A 19221-nucleotide genomic window follows, 5' to 3' on the forward strand; every position below is an offset into this window, starting at 1 on the left:
TTTGTGATCCTTTTGCCCGTGAGCCCGATGAACCTGCCAGAAATCCACGAATTCCTCGGCTGCCGCACCCCTGATGCCTGGGTCCAGGCCGCGTTGGCCGATCAGCACACCCTGCTGATCGACCACAAGAACTGCGAATTCAAAGCCGCCAGCACCGCCCTCAGCCTGATCGCCAAGTACCACGCCCATGTGGACCTGATCAACATGATGTCGCGCCTGGCCCGTGAAGAGCTGGTGCACCATGAACAAGTCATGCGCCTGATCAAAAAGCGCAAGGTCGAGCTGCGTCAACTGCATGCCGGCCGTTATGCCTCAGGTTTGCGCAAGGTGGTGCGCAGCCATGAGCCGGTCAAGCTGGTGGACACGCTGGTGGTCGGCGCCTTTATCGAGGCGCGCAGTTGCGAGCGTTTCGAAGCCCTGGTGCCGCATTTGGACGAAGAACTCGGCAAGTTCTACTTTGGTTTGCTCAAAAGCGAGGCCCGGCACTTCCAGGGTTACCTGAAGCTTGCCTACCAGTATGGCGATGCCAAAGACATCGCCCAGGTCATCGAACGGGTGCGCGCCGCCGAGCAGGAACTGATCGAGTCACCCGACATCGAGTTCCGCTTTCACAGTGGCGTGCCAGCCTGAGGCGACGGCCACGCCGATCAGCGCGGTGATCCCGGCTAGCAGCAAGATCACCGTTTGCGTGCCCAGCGGCGCCGCCAGCACGGCAATCAACAAACCCGCCAGCGGCTGCGCCAAGTTGTTGAGCAACGTAATCACGCCGACTGTCTTGCCGAAGTCCTGCACCGGGATCACTCGCTGGCGAGTGCTGCGCATGTACACGTTGAACATCTTGTCGAAGCCGGTGATCAGCAAAAATCCCAGGGTGTAAGCCCACAAGTTGGGGCTGACGGCCATGATCACTGCCCCCGCCGCGATCATTGAATACGACAGCCCGCCCAGCACCTTCAGCGGCAGGCTGGAGCGCGCCAGGTAAAACAGAATGACGATGGTCACCACCGCGCCGGCAGCCTGCAACAGTGCATAGGCATCTTTGCCGGCGGCGAACAGGCCAGTGACCATGGCCGCAGACGTCGCCAGCGTGACCCCGATAATCAGGTTGACGCCCACCGCCAGGGCAATGACCCGCTTCAGTTCCGCCAGCTTGCGGATGTGCCCGACGGCAATGCGCAGCGGCTGCAGCCAGATATCCTGATGCTGCTCAAAGCTTTCCAGGCTGACCGTGGTGTTGCGTTGCCACACCAACATCGCCAGGTCCGCCAGCACAAACAGCCCGGCAATGCCCACCACCACCCACGGCCACGCCCACACCTCCAACATCAGCGCCGCTACCAGTGGCCCCAGCACCAGGCCGCTCTGGTCGGCGATCTGCGAGTAGGACAAGGTCTTGGCATAGGTGTAATGCTTGAAGATATGCGGCATCACCACTTCACGCGCCATGATGCCCTGGGTCGTCAACACGCCGCACAGCGCAGACAGGATCACCAACCAATAGATACCGTCGAACACGCCATACAACACCACCGCCACCACGCACGCCAACGCGCGGTAAACCTGGCTGATATGCAGGATGCGCACCGGCGAGAACTTGTCGCACAATGCACCGCATACCGGGAACGCCAGGTAACGCGGCAGTGACTCGACAAAGAACGCCAAGCCGGCCCACGACACACTGTTGGTGGTTTGGAACACGATCAGCGGCACGATAAACAACAGAATCTGGTCCGCCAGCCGCGACAGGAACAGCGAGATAAAAAAAGCCAGGTAGTCCTTGCGCATGGTGCTCTCGTATCAATGGATCAAAGCGTCAACAAACCGGCTGCTTAATAGCTTGAGCCGGCGGTATCGGTGAGGTTATGGCGCTCATCGCCACGAAGCGGCGGGTTGAACACGCTCACCAGTATCAGATCCTGATTCACGCCACCGCGCAGATAATGCCGGTCATGTTGGTCCAGGACATACATATCGCCCGGGCGGATCGGGTAGATATTGCCGTCCATATCTTCAACCTCACCTTCACCAGCGATGCAGTAACAGGCTTCCAAGTGATTGCGGTAGTGCAGCAGCGACTCTGTGCCAGCACGCACAACGGTATGGCAGACGGTATAGCCCATTCCGTCTTTCTCCGTCAGCAGGCGGTGACTGGTTCCAGCGCCCCATTCAACAAAGTGAGCGGTGTTCTCAATATCGGTCTTGTTGCGAACAAACATGGTCGTCTCCTGTTAATGCTGGGCGTTAAGGCAGTGATGGAGTTCTGAGGTGGCGCTCGCCAACATGGCCGAGTCCCAGTGCACGTCACGGTGGGCGGCCATGGTCTGCAGGTCGCGCCAATGCCTGTGCAACGGGTTCTCGGTGGTCATCAGCGAGGCGCTGCTGTGTTCGACCAAACGCCGTACTGCTTCGACGCATTGGTGGGTGAGGTAGCTGCGATCACGCTTGAGGGCCAGCAACTCGCGCTCGGTGAGCGCGCGTTGTGCCTGGCCCGACGCATGCAGACGATCGACCAGTGAATCAAACAGCGCACCGGCTGCTGTCAACTGCGCGCCACTGTGGGCCGCGCGCTCAAGGGCGATGGCGCAAGGGGCTGTGGTATCTCGTGCCAGTGCCTGGAGGTGCAGCTCATAAGCGCCCTCGGCGCATCCCAGAATTGGGCCGATGATCGACGTCGTGATGAAAGGCACGATGGGTACGCAGTACAGGTACTCGTGCCCGGCCCCAGCCGGCCGGTGGCCAAACACGTGTTGAAGTGGAAACACTTCGTGATGAGGCACCAGCAGATCGGGTGTCACTACATCGTGAGAGCCTGTCGCGCGCATGCCCGTGGTATCCCAGGAATCGAGTACAACGACGTCTTTTTTCGCTATGACAACCAGGCAGCGTTCGCTGGCGCCGGCCGTGGGATGGTTGGGGCATGGGGCATTCAGGATCAACCACGTGGCATGTTCGATGCCGGAACTGAAGCGCCATTGACCACTGACGCGCATGCCCTCAGGTTCAAACCAGAATCGACTGTCCAGGCCTGCTGACGCGGAGGCAAATAGTTGGGGCGTGCCTGTACGGTAGAGTTTCGCCTCGAAGGCCTGGTTCAGGCGTGCGGCGATGGCGGCATGTCCGCCCACCAGGCTAATCAACCAGCCCGTCGACGCACATGCCCTGGCTGCCGTCCTGGATGAGCGCACCAGCGTTGGCCAGCCAGGCAATGTCGGTTGCGCCCGGCGCGGGCACACTAACGACAGCAAGCCGCTGGTGTGCAATTCACTGAGTGTTTGATCGCTCAATTGGCGATTTTTGTCGGCCAGGGCTGCGCGTTCGCGCCACCTTGATAGATAAGCTTCAGGCATTGGGCGCTTCCTTTTGTGTCTGCTTGCCCAGGCAGGCGTGTTCGAAGCAAAAGGAGCGCGGTTGGTTGACTGGGCCAAGCAAATCAATGAATTGCTCAATATGGTCGAGTTCGTCTGAGGCAACGAACTCGCAGAAGTTGGTGCTGTTCCATAGCAGGAACACGTACTTGAAGTGCCGCTGAAGGGCTGCCACCAGCACGTCCATGCACACTTGGCCGTTTGCCATCTGATCGAGCATTTGCAAGCGCTTCCACTCGATTTCTGCGGCGGTGAAGTAACGCGTCTTGAAGTCCTGGTCCTTCAACGCCTCTCGGCGCAGATACTCTTGAGGGTCGACGTGATTGACCTTTTCTAAAAAGAACGCGAGGCCGCCTGGCTTGAGTAGCGGTTTGACATGGCTGAGCTGTAAGTCGCGGTCCTGGGTGTAAAACTGGAAGGCCGCGGTTTCGTAAAGGTAATCAAAACCTTCGGCAAATCGTGCAAGAGGCGGTGAGCCAAGTAGCGCCGGGCTGACTTTGAAGAACGACTCCGGGTAGAACAGCGAGTGTTCGGGGCTTGCAAACCGGTCGAAGGCGAGCTGATTGGCACGGTTAGGCGAGCAGGTCAGTGTCTGCACCAGGCCGGCAGAGTGAGCTGCCAGCGCGCGGCCGTTGCTGCCGTCGAAGGCGTCGACTTCAAAAAAACTGAAGCGTTGCTCCGGCCCTGTGCGGCGGGCCTGGGAAAGCCGGGTGAGCGCCACACCAATGCGTGCCATTTCCTCAAGAATGTACGGCACGCTGGCCAGGAAATGTGAAAACAGTGGGCCGGCCTCAGCTACCAGTTGATCGTGATAAGCGACGACATCGGCGTCAACGATTGTCTCGCGCAGGTGGCTGGTGAGTGGGCGCGAAGGAACCTGTGTGGAGCCAGTGGCCAGGCTGTGAAAATGCTCGGCCAGTTTAAACATCGAGCTGTTTTGTAAGTCTGTTTCGAGCCTACTGTTGTGCAAGTGATCCATCGAATCGCTCCTTGATGTCAAGCCAGGCCTTTGCCGGTCGTCTTGCCTGAATCGGTTTGCGGCAATGCGTCCATAAACGCCCACTGCGCAGGGACCATGTGCCAGTCCATATGCCGTTTGCAGTATTCATGCAGTGCGGCTTCGCAACTTGAATCATGGTTGCGCTCCAGCACCACACAAGCCTTGGGCAAAAATCCGGCAGACTCATCCGCCACAGGCACTACAACCACTTGGGCGACGGCCGGGTGAGAGGCCAGGCACTGCTCTATTTCGCGCGGGTTGACATTCCATATGTTGCGTGCAAATACATCATCCTTGCGGGCGACGTAATAGAGAAAGCCTTGATCGTCTCGCTTGAAGAGGTCGCCCGTGCAATAGAATCTTTGTGCACCGACTACACCGGTCTTGATAGCCGTATGAGTAGCCTCGGGCATTTTCCAATACTCCAGCAACAGGTAGTCGCTGCTCACCCAAAGTTCACCAATAACTCCCGGCTGTGTTATCTGTTTGCCTTCCTCATCGACAATAAGTGAGGTGACGCCGGGTAAGGGTTTACCAACTGAAGTGGGGTATTTATCAATGTAATCAGGTGGCAAGTAGCTGACCCGTTTGCATTCGGTCAGCCCATAGTTGGAGTAAATCTGAACAGCGGGAAGTGCAGCACGAATGCGTTTTATGTGGCGGGTATACAGCGGCTGGCCACTGCTGGAAATGTAGCGCAGACGAGGCAGTTGACGTTGCCAGTGTTGTTTTGTTTCGGCCAGCAGGAAAAATATCGGCGGGAAGATGTGCATGCCAGTCACCCCTTCGCGTTCCGCGACCTTCAGCACCGCGTCTGCATCCTGAGGCGGGCGACTTTCAATGACCGACGTGCCACCGAAATACAAGGGCATCAGGATGTTGTACACGCCGTAATCGGAAGCCAGTGTGGAATAGCTGAGGATCACGTCGTCGGGTGTGTTGTTCAAATAGGCGGTAACGCTCGTCGTTGCGGCAACCATGATTGAGTGGTTAACGACCACACCTTTTGGATTGAACGTCGAGCCGGACGTATAGAAGATCGAGGTGATGCGGGCGTTGTCCTGCAGGTCGGGAAGTGCTGCCTGCGCAACGTCGGGCGCCAATACGGCGTGGTCTAGAGAGATGACCTCAGGCGGCGTTGCCTCAGCGTCGCCGATCATTATTATTCGTTCTAAATCGGTGTCCCGACCCAGTGTTTCCAGCGCCTCGCAGCCTTGGGTGATGAGGACCCTGGCACCGGTATGCTTGAGTTGGTGAACCAGTTTCTCGCGGCTGTAAGTGGGGTGCGTTGCCGCCGTAATTGCACCCACGCGCAGGACGGCGAGATAAGCGGCAATGAGATCGATGCAGATCGGTGAATACAGGGCGACGCGATCGCCTGGTTGAACACCGCTGGCGACCAGCAGTCGGGCTATTTGTGTCGTTCTTGCTTGAAGCATTCCATAGCTGCAATGGACGGCATCGAGCGCAACAGCGCACTTGTGCGGGTGGCGGGAGGCGTTATGTTCGATGACCTCGTGATACAAAAGCATGGTGTGTACCTGTATTCAATAACACGCTTAAATAAAGACAGAACGGCTGTGTAAGCGCGGTTCGCTAAATTAAATAAGGGCTGTGTTTGAATAAGGCGCTGAGGTAAGCACCAGGGGTAGCAATCGATAAAAGTTGCGAGTGCACGATATCACCCCTTTGATATTTATTTTAATTATCTTCCATGACTTTCATCGGCAGGTGTCGCTGAAAAGTGCATGGATAGTTTCATTGGCGTTGTTGGGCTGTCAACGACGGCCGCGTCACTGTTTTGTCACTGCGTCGTGACAATTTAAGGCGTTTGCTCAATAAATGTTAGTGTCGAAACTTCCGAAAATGACGTGAGTTATGGCTGTCAGAAAAATTACGATTTTTCTTGGGCAAGGCTGCGAACGCCGCGATTTGATACGTTAAAAACTCCGGGTGAAATGTTAAAAACCTTTAAAAACATGAAGGTTGTTCGAAAGCCCCACAGAAAGGCGTTTTTTGCTGCGCCCAGTACCTTTTCAGGCCAGCTTGCCACCTATAATGCTCACACTTCAATCCGCGCATCCACACTGAGAACTTATGGAAAACCTGGGTCTGGGCAAGGTCCTGCTCGTTGAGGACGATGAAAAGCTGGCAGGGCTGATCGCGCACTTCCTGTCGCAACATGGTTTCGAGGTGCGCGTGGTGCATCGGGGTGATGAGGCTTTGGCGGCCTTTCTCGACTACAAGCCGAAGATTGTGGTGCTCGACCTGATGCTGCCGGGCCAGAGCGGGCTGCACGTGTGCCGGGGGATTCGTAACGTGTCCGACACGCCCATCGTCATCCTTACCGCCAAGGAAGATGACCTGGACCACATCCTGGGCCTGGAGTCGGGCGCCGACGACTACGTGATCAAACCGATCAAGCCGCCGGTATTGCTCGCCCGCCTGCGTGCCCTGCAGCGCCGCCAGGTGCCGGAGCCCACGGTGCGTGGTGCGCTGGAGTTCGGCCGGCTGTCAATTGATCGCAGTTGCCGGGGCGTCAGCCTGGGCGGTGAGGCCATCGACCTCACTACCATGGAGTTCGAATTGCTGTGGCTGCTGGCCAGTCACTCGGGGACTATCCTTTCGCGCGACGACATCCTCAACCGCATGCGCGGCATTGCCTTTGACGGCCTGAACCGCAGTGTCGACGTGTACATCAGCAAGTTACGCAGCAAGCTCAACGATAATCCGCGCGAACCGGTGTGCATCAAGACCATCTGGGGCAAGGGGTATCTGTTCAATCCGTTTGCGTGGGAGGTCTAGATGCTGCGCCTGTTTCTGCGCCTGTATGTGATCCTGGCGCTGGGTTTGGCCGGGGCGATCTGGCTGGTCAACTACACCTTCGATGAGTTACTGCCCGAGGCCAACGAAGTCTATAACCGCGAAGCCTTGCGTGGGCCGGCCTATGGCCTGGTCGAGCAACTGCGCCCGGTGCAGGGCGCGGCCCGCGATGCGCGCCTGGCTGAGCTGCAACCCCATTATGGTTTGCGCCTCAAGCTGATACCGCGCGACACCCTGGCGCTCAATGACCGCGAACAGCAACTGTTGGCGGGCGGCCAGTTGGTGGTGCGCGGCGACTTCATGGAGTTCCTGACCCCCATTGATGGCGGCCCGCAACTGCTGCAGATCAAGCTGCCGGAAGAACCCAAATGGTTGTACCTGTGGGCCTATGGTTTCCTGGGCGTGAGCCTGGCCATCGTCCTGTATTTTTGGGTACGCCCGCATTGGCGTGACCTCGAGCATATTCGCCTGGCCGCACAGCGCTTTGGCGATAACGACCTCGCCTCGCGCATCCTGCTGCCACGCCGTTCGACCGTGCGAGAGCTGGCCGGGCACTTCAACCAGATGGCCGAGCGTATCGAAAGCCTGATCGCCAACCAGCGTGAACTGACCAACGCGGTGTCCCATGAATTGCGCACGCCGATTGCGCGCCTGTCATTTGAGCTGGATCAGCTCAAGCAGCAGGCCGACCCGCGCCAGAGCCGCGAATTGATCGCTGATATGTACTCGGACCTTGGCGAGCTGGAAGAAATGGTCTCCGAACTGTTGACCTATGCCAGTCTGGAGCGCGGCGCCACCCAGGTGACGCGGGAAAATATCGAAGCGCATAGCTGGCTCGACAGCGTGATCGGCAGTGTGGCGCTGGAGGCCGAGGCGGCGGGGGTGCAGTTGTCGTTGCGCACCTGTGAGGTCGACTTTATCCAGATCGAACCGCGCTTTATGGCGCGTGCAGTGATCAACCTGCTGCGCAATGCCATTCGTTATGCCGAGCGCCGTGTAGAGGTGTCGCTGGTCAAGTTCGGTAATGGCTACGAAGTGCGGGTCAATGACGATGGCCCTGGAGTGCCGATGGAGGGGCGGTCGAAGATCTTCGAACCGTTCCTGCGCCTGGATGCCAGCCGCGATCGCCGCACGGGAGGCTTTGGCTTGGGCCTGGCGCTGGTCAAGCGTGTCAGCCAGTGGCACGGCGGGCAGGTGGAAGTGCTGGATTCGGAGTGGGGCGGGGCGTCATTCAGGATGACCTGGGCCTACGCCGAGTAACCCTTGAAACCCACACTGAATGGGTGTGACAACCCCTTCAATGTGGGAGCTGGCTTGCCTGCGAATGCGCGGTATCAGTCAACAGATCAATTGACTGACACACAGCAAGTCTCCTCCCACAGATTCTGATTGGGCTATCCGATCAGAACGTATATTCCAAAACCCCCATCACCGACGTCTGCAACCGTCGCTCCACGATCGGGCTCTTGCCCGCTTCATCCGCCAGGTACTGCACATCCAGCAAGGTTGAGAACTGGGTGTGCTCGCTGATCGGCAGGCTCCACACCAGGTTCATGCCATTGCTGATGTTGCCCGCGCCGGCCTTGTAGGCCTTGAAGCGGCTTTGCGCGGCCTGGCCGGTGGTCACGCCATACCAGGTCTGCAAGTAGTTGCGGTCGCCAAAGTGGCTGCTGAGGCTGGCATCCACCGAACCGTAGCGGCCTTCATACAGGTTGGTGCCCAGGCTCAGTTCCAGGTGGGTGTAGGCCTTGCCGGTGTCTTTGCGGTCGTTCTCCTTGAGTGCATGTTCCAGGGTCGCGCCAACAATCACACCGCCCAGGTTATAGCTGGCGCTGACGCCCAATTGCGGGCGGGCCTTGATCTCGCCCATGCCTTTAAGGCGTTTGGAGCCGGCATGCAGGCTTTCGTTTTTGTCCTTGCGCGCGGCGCTTGCGCCGACATACGCGCTGAAGCTCAGGGCATTGCCTTCGTAACCCCAGCCCAGGCCCTTGTCGGTGTCGAGGAAAATCCCCCACGGGCTCACGACTTTGCCGCCCAGCAGTGGCGCGGTCATGCGTTCGTCGCTACCGCTGTAGCGCGGCAGGTTGCCTACGCCGGCCTTGAGGCTGTATTGCCAGTCTTCGGCAATCGCGGTGTCTGCAGCCGCGAGCAGGCACAGCGAGGTGAATGACAGGCAGAGGTTTTTTGAGCGCATCTGGGTATTCGTCCTTGTTAAAAATTCAACAGGTTGTTGGGCGATTGCGTGCGTTTGAAGGAGTAACCCGAGGCGCTGAGGCCGTTGACCTGGCGGCTTACGGTATCGCCCAGGCCGTAGCCGTTGCCGGCCAGCACCGCGTGGGCGTTGTCGACGGGAAGCAGGATGTAGTCGGTGAGTGGCTCGTTGTGCAGTTGGCCGCGAATCACCAGGAAGCCTTCCTCCAGGCGCACGCTGATGCCGCTCAACGGCGCGTCGGGTTCATGGGTGTTGAGCACCTGATAGGTGCCGATGGTGGAGGCCCAGGCCAGCGGCAGCGGCGGCGGGTCGATGCGTTCACCGATGGCCAGGCGTTGGCCATGGCTGCGGGCCGTGAGCACTTGGCGACCCTGCACCGTGACCACGTCCAGTTGTACGCGGCCCAAATCACCGAGGTCCTTGAACCAGAGGCCGAAGACTTTTTTCTGCGCGCGCAGCCAGCCGTGCTCGTCGCGCAACAATTCGAAGTCAAACCCGGCCAGTTCACCGGTCAGCCGATCGCCCTCATCCTTGACCCGGAACACGCCCCAGGCCGTGGCATAAAACCCGGCCAGGCGCTTGCGGTCGACGGCGGCGGGTACCTGGCGCAATTTGAGCCCATGGCTGGGCGCCTGGCAGTCGTCGGCGCACACGGCCTGCCCGGTTTGCGCCTGGAGCATCAGGCGCAGGGTTTCGGTGGCCAGGCGCGCGACCAGTTCTTCGGCGTTGCTGTCATTGGCCATGATGATCACCGCCAGTTGCTGGTCTGGCAGCACGCTCAACTGCGCGGCAAAATCATCGCCGCCGCCACTGTGCTGGTAGGTGCGCACGCCGGGGGCGACGGGTTCATCGCCGCAGGGTGCGAGGAACCAGCCCAGGCCCATCTGGCAATCGAAGTCCAGGGCATTGCCAGTGTTTTGCTGGGTGAACATCTGATCAATCGACGGGCTCTCAAGCACACGGGTGCCTTTATAGAGGCCATGGGCAAACAGCATCTGCACGTAGTGGCTGAGGTCTTTGGGGCTGGCCCACAAGCCGCCGGCCGCCAGGTCACGCACCTGGGCATCGGTACTTGCCACGCCGTCTTCGTACCCGAGGGCGCGAAAGCTCAACTGCGTGCCGGTGCCGACAAAACTCGACTGGTTCATCTCCAGGGGCTTGAGCAGGCGGCTTTGCAACTGGGCTTCGAAACTTTTACCGCTGCTGCGCTCAATGGCTGCGCCGACCAATGAATAACCGAGGTTGGAATAGGCCACCTGCGAGCCCGGCGGGCTGCTCAGCCATACGCCGGACACGCGCATCGGCATCTGGCCCATGGCATAGGTGCTGCGCACGTCACGCAAATGTTCGCTGGGCAAGCCGGATTGATGACTGAGCAAGCGGCGCAGGGTGATGTCGCGGTCGGCGGCGGCCTGGTCAGTGTGAAAGCGCGAACGCACGTAAAATTCGCGCAAGGTCTGCTGGATCGGTGCATCGAGGGCCAGGCGCTGTTGCTCGACCAACTGCATCGCCGCGGTGGCCGTCAGTAGCTTGGAAATACCGCCGGCGCGAAACGCCGTGTTGGCGGTCACCGGCACCCCCTGGGCCTTGTCGGCCAGGCCAAAGCCGCGCGCCCAGATCAGCTCCTGACCATTGACCAGCGCAATTGACAGGCCCGGCACATTCTCCCGCGCCATCTCCTTCGGAATACGCGCTTGCAGGTAACGGATGATCGCGCCGTAATCGCCCTTGGGAATCGCCGGCGGGGCAGGCGGCTGCACGTGGCAGCCGAGCGTGCCGAGCAGGCAGCCCCATAACGGAATACCGCGCAATGTGCGAAACATGAAGAGCACCCGAAAGGTGGTTTGGATGCTCGAATGCTAGGGCCAAGCCGGCCAACAATCTTTGAGAGCTTTGTCGAGAAACTGTCAAAGAGTGTTAACGCGTCAGCCCCAAACGTTCATGCCACTGGGCGATGGATTCTTCGGGGTATTCGTCGAACTGCAAATCGCCTTTGCGCACACTGACTTCGACCCATGGCGCCTTTGACCCGAGCATCAGGTGGGTGTGTTCCGGCGGCACCGGCAACGGCGTGTCGATGGCCGAGGCAAACGGGTGGATCAACTCCGGCCATTCCGGGCTGAACAGCCACAGGGCGCTGGCGCACTGCGAGCAAAAATGCCGTTCGGCAGTGCTCGCGTGCGCACGGCTGGCGCCCTTGGGCTTGAGGCGGGCGTGGTAGATCGAGATGTGTTTGCGTCCCTGCACCTTCAGGCTTTGCGTATCGCCGGCAAGGTTGATCGCATAACCACCGCCGCCTTGGGTCTTGCGGCAGATCGAGCAGTAGCAACGCTGATAAGGGTAGGGATGCTGGCTGTTCAGGCTGAATGTTACGGCGCCGCAATGGCAGGATCCTTCGAGTTGCATGAGCTGACTCCTCAAGGCAGTTTGTAACAACGCTTTGCTAATACCTTAGCCTCAGGCAAGATTCCCCGCTTTGGTTTCAGGGAAGATACCCATGATTGCTCAGTTGCAAAGCGCTGCCACGCAAATCCGCCACGCTGTGCGTAAGGCGACCGAAGGCTTGGTCGGGCGCGAGCAATTGGCCGAGTTGATTGTGCTGGCGGCGGTCGCCCAGGAACACATTCTGGTGATCGGCCCGCCTGGCACGGCCAAGAGCGCCGTGGTGCGCCGTGTGGCGCAGTCCATGGGTGGGCGTTACTTCGAATACTTGCTGGGGCGCTTCACTGAGCCGTCGGAGCTTTTTGGTGCCGTAGACCTGAAGAAATTGCGTGAAGGCACGGTGGAAACCGACGTCAGCGGCATGCTGCCGGAGGCCGATATCGTATTTCTCGATGAAGTCTTCCTGGGCTCGACCGCCATCCTCAATACCTTGCTGGGCGTGCTCAACGAGCGCCGCTTTCGCCGTGGCCATACTCAAATTCAATGCCCGCTGCGGGTGTGTGTCGGCGCGGCCAACGGCTTGCCGGACGATGAAGCACTGGCGGCGTTTGGCGACCGCTTCCTGTTGCACCTGTTCGTCGATTCAGTGCCGGACAATCAACTGGAAGCCATGCTGGCGGGCGGATGGCAGTCGGAGCAGCGCCCGGTGCAACAGTTGCTGGGGCTGGCCCAGTTGGACACGCTGAGCCAGGCCCTGAAAAACGTCGATCTGGGCGCGGTGCGTCCAGCCCTGGCCCAGGCGATTCGGCGCCTGCGCGAAGCCGGCATACAGTTGTCGGATCGCCGTATCGTCAAGTCGCAACGGCTGATCGCGGCCGCCGCGTTGCTGAGCGGGCGGCTGCAAGCCAGCGACGCGGATCTGTGGCCACTGCTGTATGTGCTGCCCACTAGAGAGACTCAGCAGCATGGCCGCGAGGTGCTGCGCGACCTGTTTGCCGCGTCCAGCAACAGCCATTTGTTCAGTGCGGTCGAAGAGGCCACCTTGCAACCGATGTCGCGCTTGAATCGCCTGCTGGAAACTGCGCAAGACTACCTGGCCCGCAGCGAGCCGCCCGACAGCCCGGCGCTCGAAGGGCTGCTGCGCGAGATCGACGCCAACTTCAATAGCCAGACAATGCCGGAACCCTTGCAGCAGGTACGCGGGCAACTGTCCCGAATGCTGACGCCATGAGTGCCGACCACTACGCCTGGACCTGGCGCCCAAGGCAGGTGCCTGCCGAGCCTCAAGCCGCCGTCGCATGGGGCGACGCCGCGCGCCGCTTGCATGCGCGCTTGCTGCTGCTCGCAGATGAGCAGGCTGCTCGCTTGCACGCTACCGCCAATGGCGATGTATTGGTCGTCACGGGGGCGGCGGCGGATTTGCCGTGGGTCGACGGCGTCGAATACGCCGCAGTACACCCCGGCGCACCGGGGCTGTGGCTGCCGACCAGTTGGGAGCCGACAGTGCCGGTAGACCTGCTCGGACAGGCGCTGTCGGCGCGTTTCAAGCGCTCGCCCTTGCTGTTGTGGCGCGAACCGCAAGCCGTAGTGCCGTTGGATCGCCTGTTGCCGGTGACGGTTGAACACCTTCAGCGCATCGCGACGCAGTGGGGCGCCAGCCATGCAACTGCCTGAAGCCCTGCAACCCTGGCGCCAGTGGCTGGAGTGGTTTGCGCCGCAGCATTTGCCGCTGTTCGCCGATTTGCTTGGGCGCCTTAACCCGTTGCTGGGGCCACTGCGCGGTAAGCAGCAAGGCGGGGTGCCTGAGCCGGATGGCGTGGGCGATCTGCAACGCCGTGGGCCTTACGAGCGCCTGCTTTCCAGCGAATGGCTGCTGGCCGATGAAGTGCCGGATGAGTTTATGCGCCGGGCTGTCGGCGGCGAGCATATGTTCATGGCGCCGCAGTACCGCGCCCGTGAAGCCAACCGCCTGATTGTCGTGCTGTTCGACGCCGGCCCGTTGCAGTGGGGCGCCGCGCGGCTGGTGCATATCGCCTTGCTGATGCTGCTGGCCCGGCGTGCCGAGGAGGCGGGGGCGCAGTTGCGTTGGGGCATCCTGCAAGGCGCGCCGCTGCTGCATGAATTCGATGGCGCTGGGCAGCTCAAGCGGTTGCTCAAGGCGCGCACCTATGAAAGTGTCGCCCCGGAGCAGTGGCACGCCTGGCAGGATTGGCTGGCCACGCAGGGTGAGACCTTGGGTGAGTGCTGGGCAGTCGGGCAACGCTTGCCCAAGGACACCACCAAGACCTGTACGCACCGCGTGCAGGTGCAGCGCAGCCTGGATGGGCACAGCCTGTCATTTGAGTTGCAGGCCGGGTCGGTACGGCGCGTGCTGCTGCCGATGCCGGATGAGGCGCGCGCGGTGCAACTGCTCAAAGGCCAGTTCGACGATGAAGTCCAGGCGCCGCCGCCGAATCTCGCACGTGCGGTGCCACGCGTAGCCTTGACCTTGCCGCCGGTAATCTCCAGTGCCGGTAACTATGTGGCGCTGCGCCTGCTCGATGAGGCGGGCATGGTGGTGATCAAGCTGCCGCACAAAAACCAGAAAAAGTCGCTGGAGGTCCGACGCCGCCTGTGGGGCAAGCATCAGCGTGTATTGAGCACCACCTTTCACCACCGCAGCCTCGGCGCCGTGTTGAGCGACAACGACAGCCTGACGTTCTGGAACATTCCCGGTATGCCCACCGTCGACAAACCCGATCGTGAACAGCTGCAACTGCCACCGGGCACCGCGACGTTCCTGCCGAGTGTCTGGCTGAACAGTCAGAACTCCGTGCGTGTGTACTTGCTCGACAGCCAGGGGCGGCTTGCCTACTGGAAGTCGCGTCAACTGTGCCAGGTGGCGGACGACGTGATGAGCCTGGTGCAGGTCGACCCTTTGACCATCGCTTATGTGCGCAGAGAAGGCGGGCAGATCGTCGCGTATTCGGGGTCTGCCGACGGTTTACGCTCCAATGGTCATGCGGTCGGCTCGGCAGCGGGCGTCAGCCAGGTGCTGCTGGCCGCCAACTTTTACTGGCGCCAGTACTGCGGCGGTTGCGCACTGCTGACCACCCAGGACGGCCACCAGAGTTGGCGCCTGGTGACCCATGAAAGCTTTCCGGCGAAACACGAACAGATCGACTTGGCGCCGGGCTGGAAAGCCATCGGCCTGCACTATACGTACGCCCAACGGCCGCTTTACTCACTGGTGCTGCTGGGGCCGAACCAGCACAGCGTCGGGCTCTACGCCGAGGGGCAACAGCGCACGTTGTTTACCACCTCTGCGCCGATTGCCCGCGCGAGCTTTTGCCCCATGAGCGGCTTGATCGCTGCGCTGACCACTGACCGCGAACTACTGGTTTACTCGGTTGGCGAGCGCTCCATGCGTTTGCAAGTGATGTGCAACCAGGCACCGCAGCTCACCCAGGAAGCGGCCAATGCTTGAGCCAGAACACATGCTGATTCGACGCCCGCTACTCACCGGGCACCAACAGATTGACGGCCTATGGTTTGCCGCCGAGCGTTTTGATGAGGGCGAGCGCAGGCGCCTGATCCTCAAGTATTGGCAAATCGACGCGCGCGCCTACCGCTTTGCCGACGGCGACTTGCTGCAGTTCCACACACCTTGCCCAGTAAACTGTGAAAGCCTGCACGGCTGGCCGCTGATCCGCCAGGGCCTGGGCTTGTCGTCTGCCGCGCTGCACCCTGAGGAATTGCGCGGGCTGCCCGTTGCCGATGTGTGGCTGGTACGCGGCAGCCAGATCCATGCACTGCAGCTGCGCGACGCACAGGTGCTGACGCCGGGGCTGTGGCTGGACATCAGCACCTACACGCTGCTCGACACGTTTGACTGCCATACCCCATTGCCTGCAACGCTGCCGGATGCACTGATCACCGACCTGCGTGAAATCCTCGGCGGGCCGCTGGAGCCGGTCAGCCCGGAGCGTGAAGCAATAATGCAAGCGCTGCTGGAGCGCCCGCGTCAAACGTCGAGTAAAGGGGCTGGCGCCAGCACGTCGCCTGCGCAAAACAACACGGATAGCGCCCGCGAAGTCTCTTCCCCGGTGCTGAAAATCGTGATTGGCTTGCTACTGTTGGGGGGGCTGATCCGCCTCTTCGGCCAGAGCGAGCCCGCTGCTGTGCTGGCTGCGCACACACAGTCCTTCAGCGGTATGCTCCTGGGCAGCGTGATCTGGATGGTTGTGATCACCGCGCTGCTGTTCGGGTTGAACCGCTTTCTGCACCGTGGCGCGTCGGCCCCCGCCAAAGCGGCGCGCCGGCCGGTTGCCCGCGCACCCGCTGACCCAGGCATCGCTGCGCGTGCCACCCCGCGCAGGCACAAACCTGCCGCGTGGCGCCGCCTGTTGACCCGGCTGACCCAACATTCCCAGCTATCCAAGCTGTATGGCAAACGCCAGGCCGCCTACATGCAGCGCATGTTGGAGATGTTCGAAGACGGCAATTTCGAAGAAGCCTTGCGCCACGCGATCCCCTTGAACGGCGGTACCTCCAGCGGTGAACAGAGCTTTGGTACGCCTCAGCGTCGCGAGGATTTGAGCCTCAGCCAGCAGGATGGCCCGGCGCGCTCGATGCTGTTTGAAGACGACTTGGCCGAGCACTTGCGCCAGGTGTATCGCCAGACGTTTGAGCGCCTGGACCGTGCCGGTCGTATCGAGGAAGCGGTGTTTGTCCTTGCCGAATTGCTCAAGGAGCATCAGCAAGCCCTCGATTACCTGGAGAAACACGCGCGCTATCAGCAGGCCGCCGACCTGGCCCTGGCTTGGGACATGCCGCCTGCGGTGATCGTGCGCCTGCTGTGCCTGGCCGAGCAGTGGCAGCGTGCCGTGCTGGTGGCGCGACGCGACAATGCGTTCGCCGACGCCGTGGTGATGCTCCACGCCAAGTCGCCGGAAGCCGCCGACCGCTTGCGCCTGGAATGGGCCGAGTCGTTGATCGCCAAAGGCCTGTGGTTGCAAGCCGTCGATGTGATCTGGAGCCTCCCCGCAGAGCGCCCACGCGCCGCGCAATGGCTGCTCAACGCCGAGGCGGCCGGCGGGCGCTTGGGCATTGAGGCGCTGGTTAAACGCGCGATCCTGTTGCCCGAAACACTGCACGCTTACGGGCCGTGGGTCGAGCAATTGCGTGACGACCCTGCGCGAGCCAGCGAACGCGCCGCCCTGGCGCAGGCCTTATTGCTGCACAAGGCCAACACCGCCGCCCTGGCCTGGTTGGCCGGTGCCACCGTGCAGGCGATTCTGGCCGATCAATTCAGCGATCAAGGCCAATTGACCCATAACCAGCTACAAGCACTGGTCAAGATGAGTCGCGACAAAGCGCTGCAGGCGGACCTGCCGGGCCAGGCGCTGAAGCGTACGCCCGTGGTCTCGCTGGAACGTTCGGGTGAAACCCGCGAGTGGTCTGCGCCGGCCGCGGGCAGCCGGCCGATTTTCGACGCCGCACCGCTGCAAGACCAGCGTTATCTGGTGGCGCTGGGCGAGGCGGGTGTGATGGTGGTGGATGCGGCGGGCACAGTGTTGTTTCACTTTGCTGTACCGGCGCAGAAAATCGTTATTGCCCATAGCCGACAGGTCGCATTGGTGCTGATCTGGCGAGGAAATGTATGGCGCGTGAGCAAACTGGACCTGGTCAATCGTGTCGCCAAAGACCTCGGTATGCTGGCCATGGATGTCTTTGCAAACGCCTTTGATGGCAGCAACTGGACCATCGGCAAAGGCGCGCAGTTGCGCGTGGTGGATGTTGATCGTGGCTTTGAAACGCTCTGGCATGTGAGTGATCTACCAGAGCCGGTACGGGCCATCAAGGTGGATGAACACAACGAATACCTGTGGTTGTCAGCGCCGGGCGGGTGCCTGATGCTGTGGCATTATCGTCTGCCGGAGCGGCGTCTGGTCAGCCGCGAAAGCGCGTTTGACATTGTAGCGACGGACTTCCAGGTTCCCAGTGCCACCGCTGAATCGGCGCAGTATCTGATCAAGCACGATGAGGGAACACCCGTTCTGGTACTTAAGCAGCACGGGGTTCGAAAGGGCTATAGGTTGCCTGGCAACTTGCCGGACGAAGAATGGGATGAGTCCGTCAGCCCGTTTCTATTTGAGGACTGGTTGCTGATCAGTTATCGGGTTGAGCAGCAGGACACCTGCTGGCACGTGATCCACCGTGCCAGCGATCGGCTTTGCGTCACGTTGCACTGGCCGCAAGCGCCGGCCCAGCTTCGCCGCCTGGGGTCTGATCTGTTGCTGTTCGATGGGCAGGGCCGGCTGAGCCATATCAATATCGATAACGCCAGCCAGCGCAACATCAGCCTGCACTGAGTGTGTCCGGCATCAAGGTGGCGATCAACGCCCGAATGGTGCCGGGCAAAGCCTCAAGCTCGCGCACCAGGATACTGCGCTCGCGAATCGCCCACGGCTCATCAAGCTTCACCGTCACCAACTGCATGGTACGGCTGTGCCGAGTGGCCGCAGACTCGGGAATGATACCAATGCCTACGCCAGCCTCGACCATCCGGCAGATCGCTTCGAAGCTCGACACCTGGATACGCAGCGATAGATGCTTGCCGAGGCGATCGACGTGTTCACGCAAAAAACTCAACAACGTGCTGCCTTCGTGCAAGCCGATGTGCTGGTAGGCCAGGGTCTGTTCCAGGGTCACTGAAGGCTGGTCGGCCAACGGATGACCGACCGGCACCATCAGCACCAACTCATCGGTGCTGAAATGCAACACCTGCAAACCCGCCGCCTCAACCGGCCCGGCAATGATGCCCATGTCGCTGGTGCCATCGAGCACGCCACGCACAATATCCCGGGACAAACGCTCCTGCAGGTCGACGGTCACGCCCGGGCGCTGGGACAGAAAACCCGCCAGCACCTCCGGCAGAAACTCGGTCACCGCCGTGGTGTTGGCGAAGATGCGGATATGCCCGGCCGAGTCCACGCCGTATTGGGTGAACTCGCTTTTGAGGTAGTCCACCTGGCGCATGATCAGGCGCGCATGGTGCAGCAACCGTTCGCCCGCCGGGGTGATCTCCACGCCACGGCTGTCGCGGTACAACAGGCGCGTGTCGAGTTGGCCTTCCAACGCCTTGATGCGCGCACTGGCGGCGGCCGGCGAGAGGAACGCCCGCTTGGCGCCCTGGGTGAGGCTGGGGGATTCGGCGATATGGATAAACAGGCGCAGGTCGGCGAGATCGAAATGCATGGCGGCTCCTGTGTGAACACGGACTTCATCACAACAAAGATCTAAATGTGGGAGCGGGCTTGCTCGCGAATGCGCAGTGTCAGTCGATACATCTGTAGCTGATACACCGCATTCGCGAGCAAGCCCGCTCCCACAATGGATAGGTGGCGTAACTGTTGGCGTTCAGCATAACCGAACGCTGGTTTATTGAAATGCAAATT

Annotated in this window: 16 protein-coding genes; 7 read left to right on the top strand and 9 right to left on the bottom strand. The window is 60.8% G+C overall.

Translation table 11 applies throughout. The features are described from left to right. Nucleotides 1–27 precede the first annotated feature (27 nt). Complete coding sequence (locus K0H48_RS12465; protein WP_138815212.1) at nt 28–630, top strand: tRNA-(ms[2]io[6]A)-hydroxylase; 603 nt, start codon at nt 28–30, stop codon at nt 628–630. Here K0H48_RS12465 and K0H48_RS12470 read toward each other — a convergent pair. Genes K0H48_RS12470 through K0H48_RS12490 form a run of 5 tightly spaced genes read right to left on the bottom strand, consistent with a single transcriptional unit; the run spans nt 586 to nt 5897 of the window. Beyond that, nucleotides 586–1785, bottom strand: a complete 1200-nt coding sequence (locus K0H48_RS12470; RefSeq protein ID WP_219267684.1) for an MFS transporter — start codon at nt 1783–1785, stop codon at nt 586–588. The genes K0H48_RS12465 and K0H48_RS12470 overlap by 45 nt on opposite strands. A 44-nt stretch (nt 1786–1829) precedes the next feature. Continuing rightward, nucleotides 1830–2216, bottom strand: coding sequence for an ectoine synthase (locus tag K0H48_RS12475; RefSeq protein ID WP_219267685.1), 387 nt, complete (start codon nt 2214–2216; stop codon nt 1830–1832). Between the two features lie 12 nt (nt 2217–2228). Continuing rightward, nucleotides 2229–3347 carry a hypothetical protein gene (locus K0H48_RS12480; protein ID WP_219267686.1) on the bottom strand — a complete coding sequence of 373 codons (1119 nt, stop codon included), beginning with the start codon at nt 3345–3347 and terminating at the stop codon, nt 2229–2231. Further along, nucleotides 3340–4344 carry a class I SAM-dependent methyltransferase gene (locus K0H48_RS12485; protein ID WP_219267687.1) on the bottom strand — a complete coding sequence of 335 codons (1005 nt, stop codon included), beginning with the start codon at nt 4342–4344 and terminating at the stop codon, nt 3340–3342. The genes K0H48_RS12480 and K0H48_RS12485 overlap by 8 nt, the downstream gene beginning before the upstream one ends. A 17-nt stretch (nt 4345–4361) precedes the next feature. Next, nucleotides 4362–5897: a class I adenylate-forming enzyme family protein gene (locus K0H48_RS12490; RefSeq protein WP_219267688.1), complete on the bottom strand. Its 1536-nt coding sequence runs from the start codon at nt 5895–5897 to the stop codon at nt 4362–4364. Nucleotides 5898–6462: 565 nt separating this feature from the next. Between K0H48_RS12490 and K0H48_RS12495 the strand changes: the two genes are divergently transcribed. After that, the gene (locus K0H48_RS12495) at nt 6463–7170 is read left to right on the top strand and encodes a winged helix-turn-helix domain-containing protein (RefSeq protein ID WP_219267689.1); all 708 of its coding nucleotides are present in this window, start codon (nt 6463–6465) and stop codon (nt 7168–7170) included. Next, nucleotides 7171–8448 carry an ATP-binding protein gene (locus K0H48_RS12500; RefSeq protein ID WP_219267690.1) on the top strand — a complete coding sequence of 426 codons (1278 nt, stop codon included), beginning with the start codon at nt 7171–7173 and terminating at the stop codon, nt 8446–8448. Nucleotides 8449–8590: 142 nt separating this feature from the next. On the opposite strand, the gene K0H48_RS12505 is transcribed toward K0H48_RS12500, so the two are convergent. The 3 genes from K0H48_RS12505 to K0H48_RS12515 form a co-directional block, all read right to left on the bottom strand. Further along, nucleotides 8591–9382, bottom strand: coding sequence for a MipA/OmpV family protein (locus tag K0H48_RS12505; RefSeq protein ID WP_219267691.1), 792 nt, complete (start codon nt 9380–9382; stop codon nt 8591–8593). A 17-nt stretch (nt 9383–9399) separates the two neighbouring features. Beyond that, nucleotides 9400–11223, bottom strand: coding sequence for a serine hydrolase (locus K0H48_RS12510; RefSeq protein WP_219267692.1), 1824 nt, complete (start codon nt 11221–11223; stop codon nt 9400–9402). Nucleotides 11224–11317: 94 nt separating this feature from the next. Then, on the bottom strand, nt 11318–11806 hold the full coding sequence (locus K0H48_RS12515; RefSeq protein WP_219267693.1) for a GFA family protein: 489 nt from the start codon (nt 11804–11806) through the stop codon (nt 11318–11320). A 91-nt stretch (nt 11807–11897) separates the two neighbouring features. On the opposite strand from K0H48_RS12515, the gene K0H48_RS12520 reads away from it, so the two are divergent. The 4 genes from K0H48_RS12520 to K0H48_RS12535 are packed head-to-tail and all read left to right on the top strand — an operon-like array spanning nt 11898 to nt 18135. Then, nucleotides 11898–13013: an AAA family ATPase gene (locus K0H48_RS12520; RefSeq protein ID WP_219267694.1), complete on the top strand. Its 1116-nt coding sequence runs from the start codon at nt 11898–11900 to the stop codon at nt 13011–13013. Continuing rightward, nucleotides 13010–13456 (top strand): hypothetical protein, encoded by a 447-nt coding sequence (locus tag K0H48_RS12525; protein WP_219267695.1) that lies wholly within the window; start codon nt 13010–13012, stop codon nt 13454–13456. Before K0H48_RS12520 ends, K0H48_RS12525 begins: the two co-directional genes overlap by 4 nt. After that, entirely contained in the window at nt 13443–15248 is a 1806-nt protein-coding gene (locus K0H48_RS12530; protein WP_219267696.1) for a hypothetical protein, read from the top strand. The genes K0H48_RS12525 and K0H48_RS12530 overlap by 14 nt, the downstream gene beginning before the upstream one ends. Beyond that, entirely contained in the window at nt 15241–18135 is a 2895-nt protein-coding gene (locus tag K0H48_RS12535) for a bpX6 domain-containing protein (protein WP_219267697.1), read from the top strand. Before K0H48_RS12530 ends, K0H48_RS12535 begins: the two co-directional genes overlap by 8 nt. Here the strand turns inward: K0H48_RS12535 and K0H48_RS12540 are convergent. Beyond that, nucleotides 18122–19021 carry a LysR family transcriptional regulator gene (locus K0H48_RS12540; RefSeq protein WP_219267698.1) on the bottom strand — a complete coding sequence of 300 codons (900 nt, stop codon included), beginning with the start codon at nt 19019–19021 and terminating at the stop codon, nt 18122–18124. The genes K0H48_RS12535 and K0H48_RS12540 overlap by 14 nt on opposite strands. Nucleotides 19022–19221 lie beyond the last annotated feature (200 nt).

The organism is Pseudomonas sp. Xaverov 259, from assembly GCF_019352915.1.
GTDB lineage: Bacteria > Pseudomonadota > Gammaproteobacteria > Pseudomonadales > Pseudomonadaceae > Aquipseudomonas.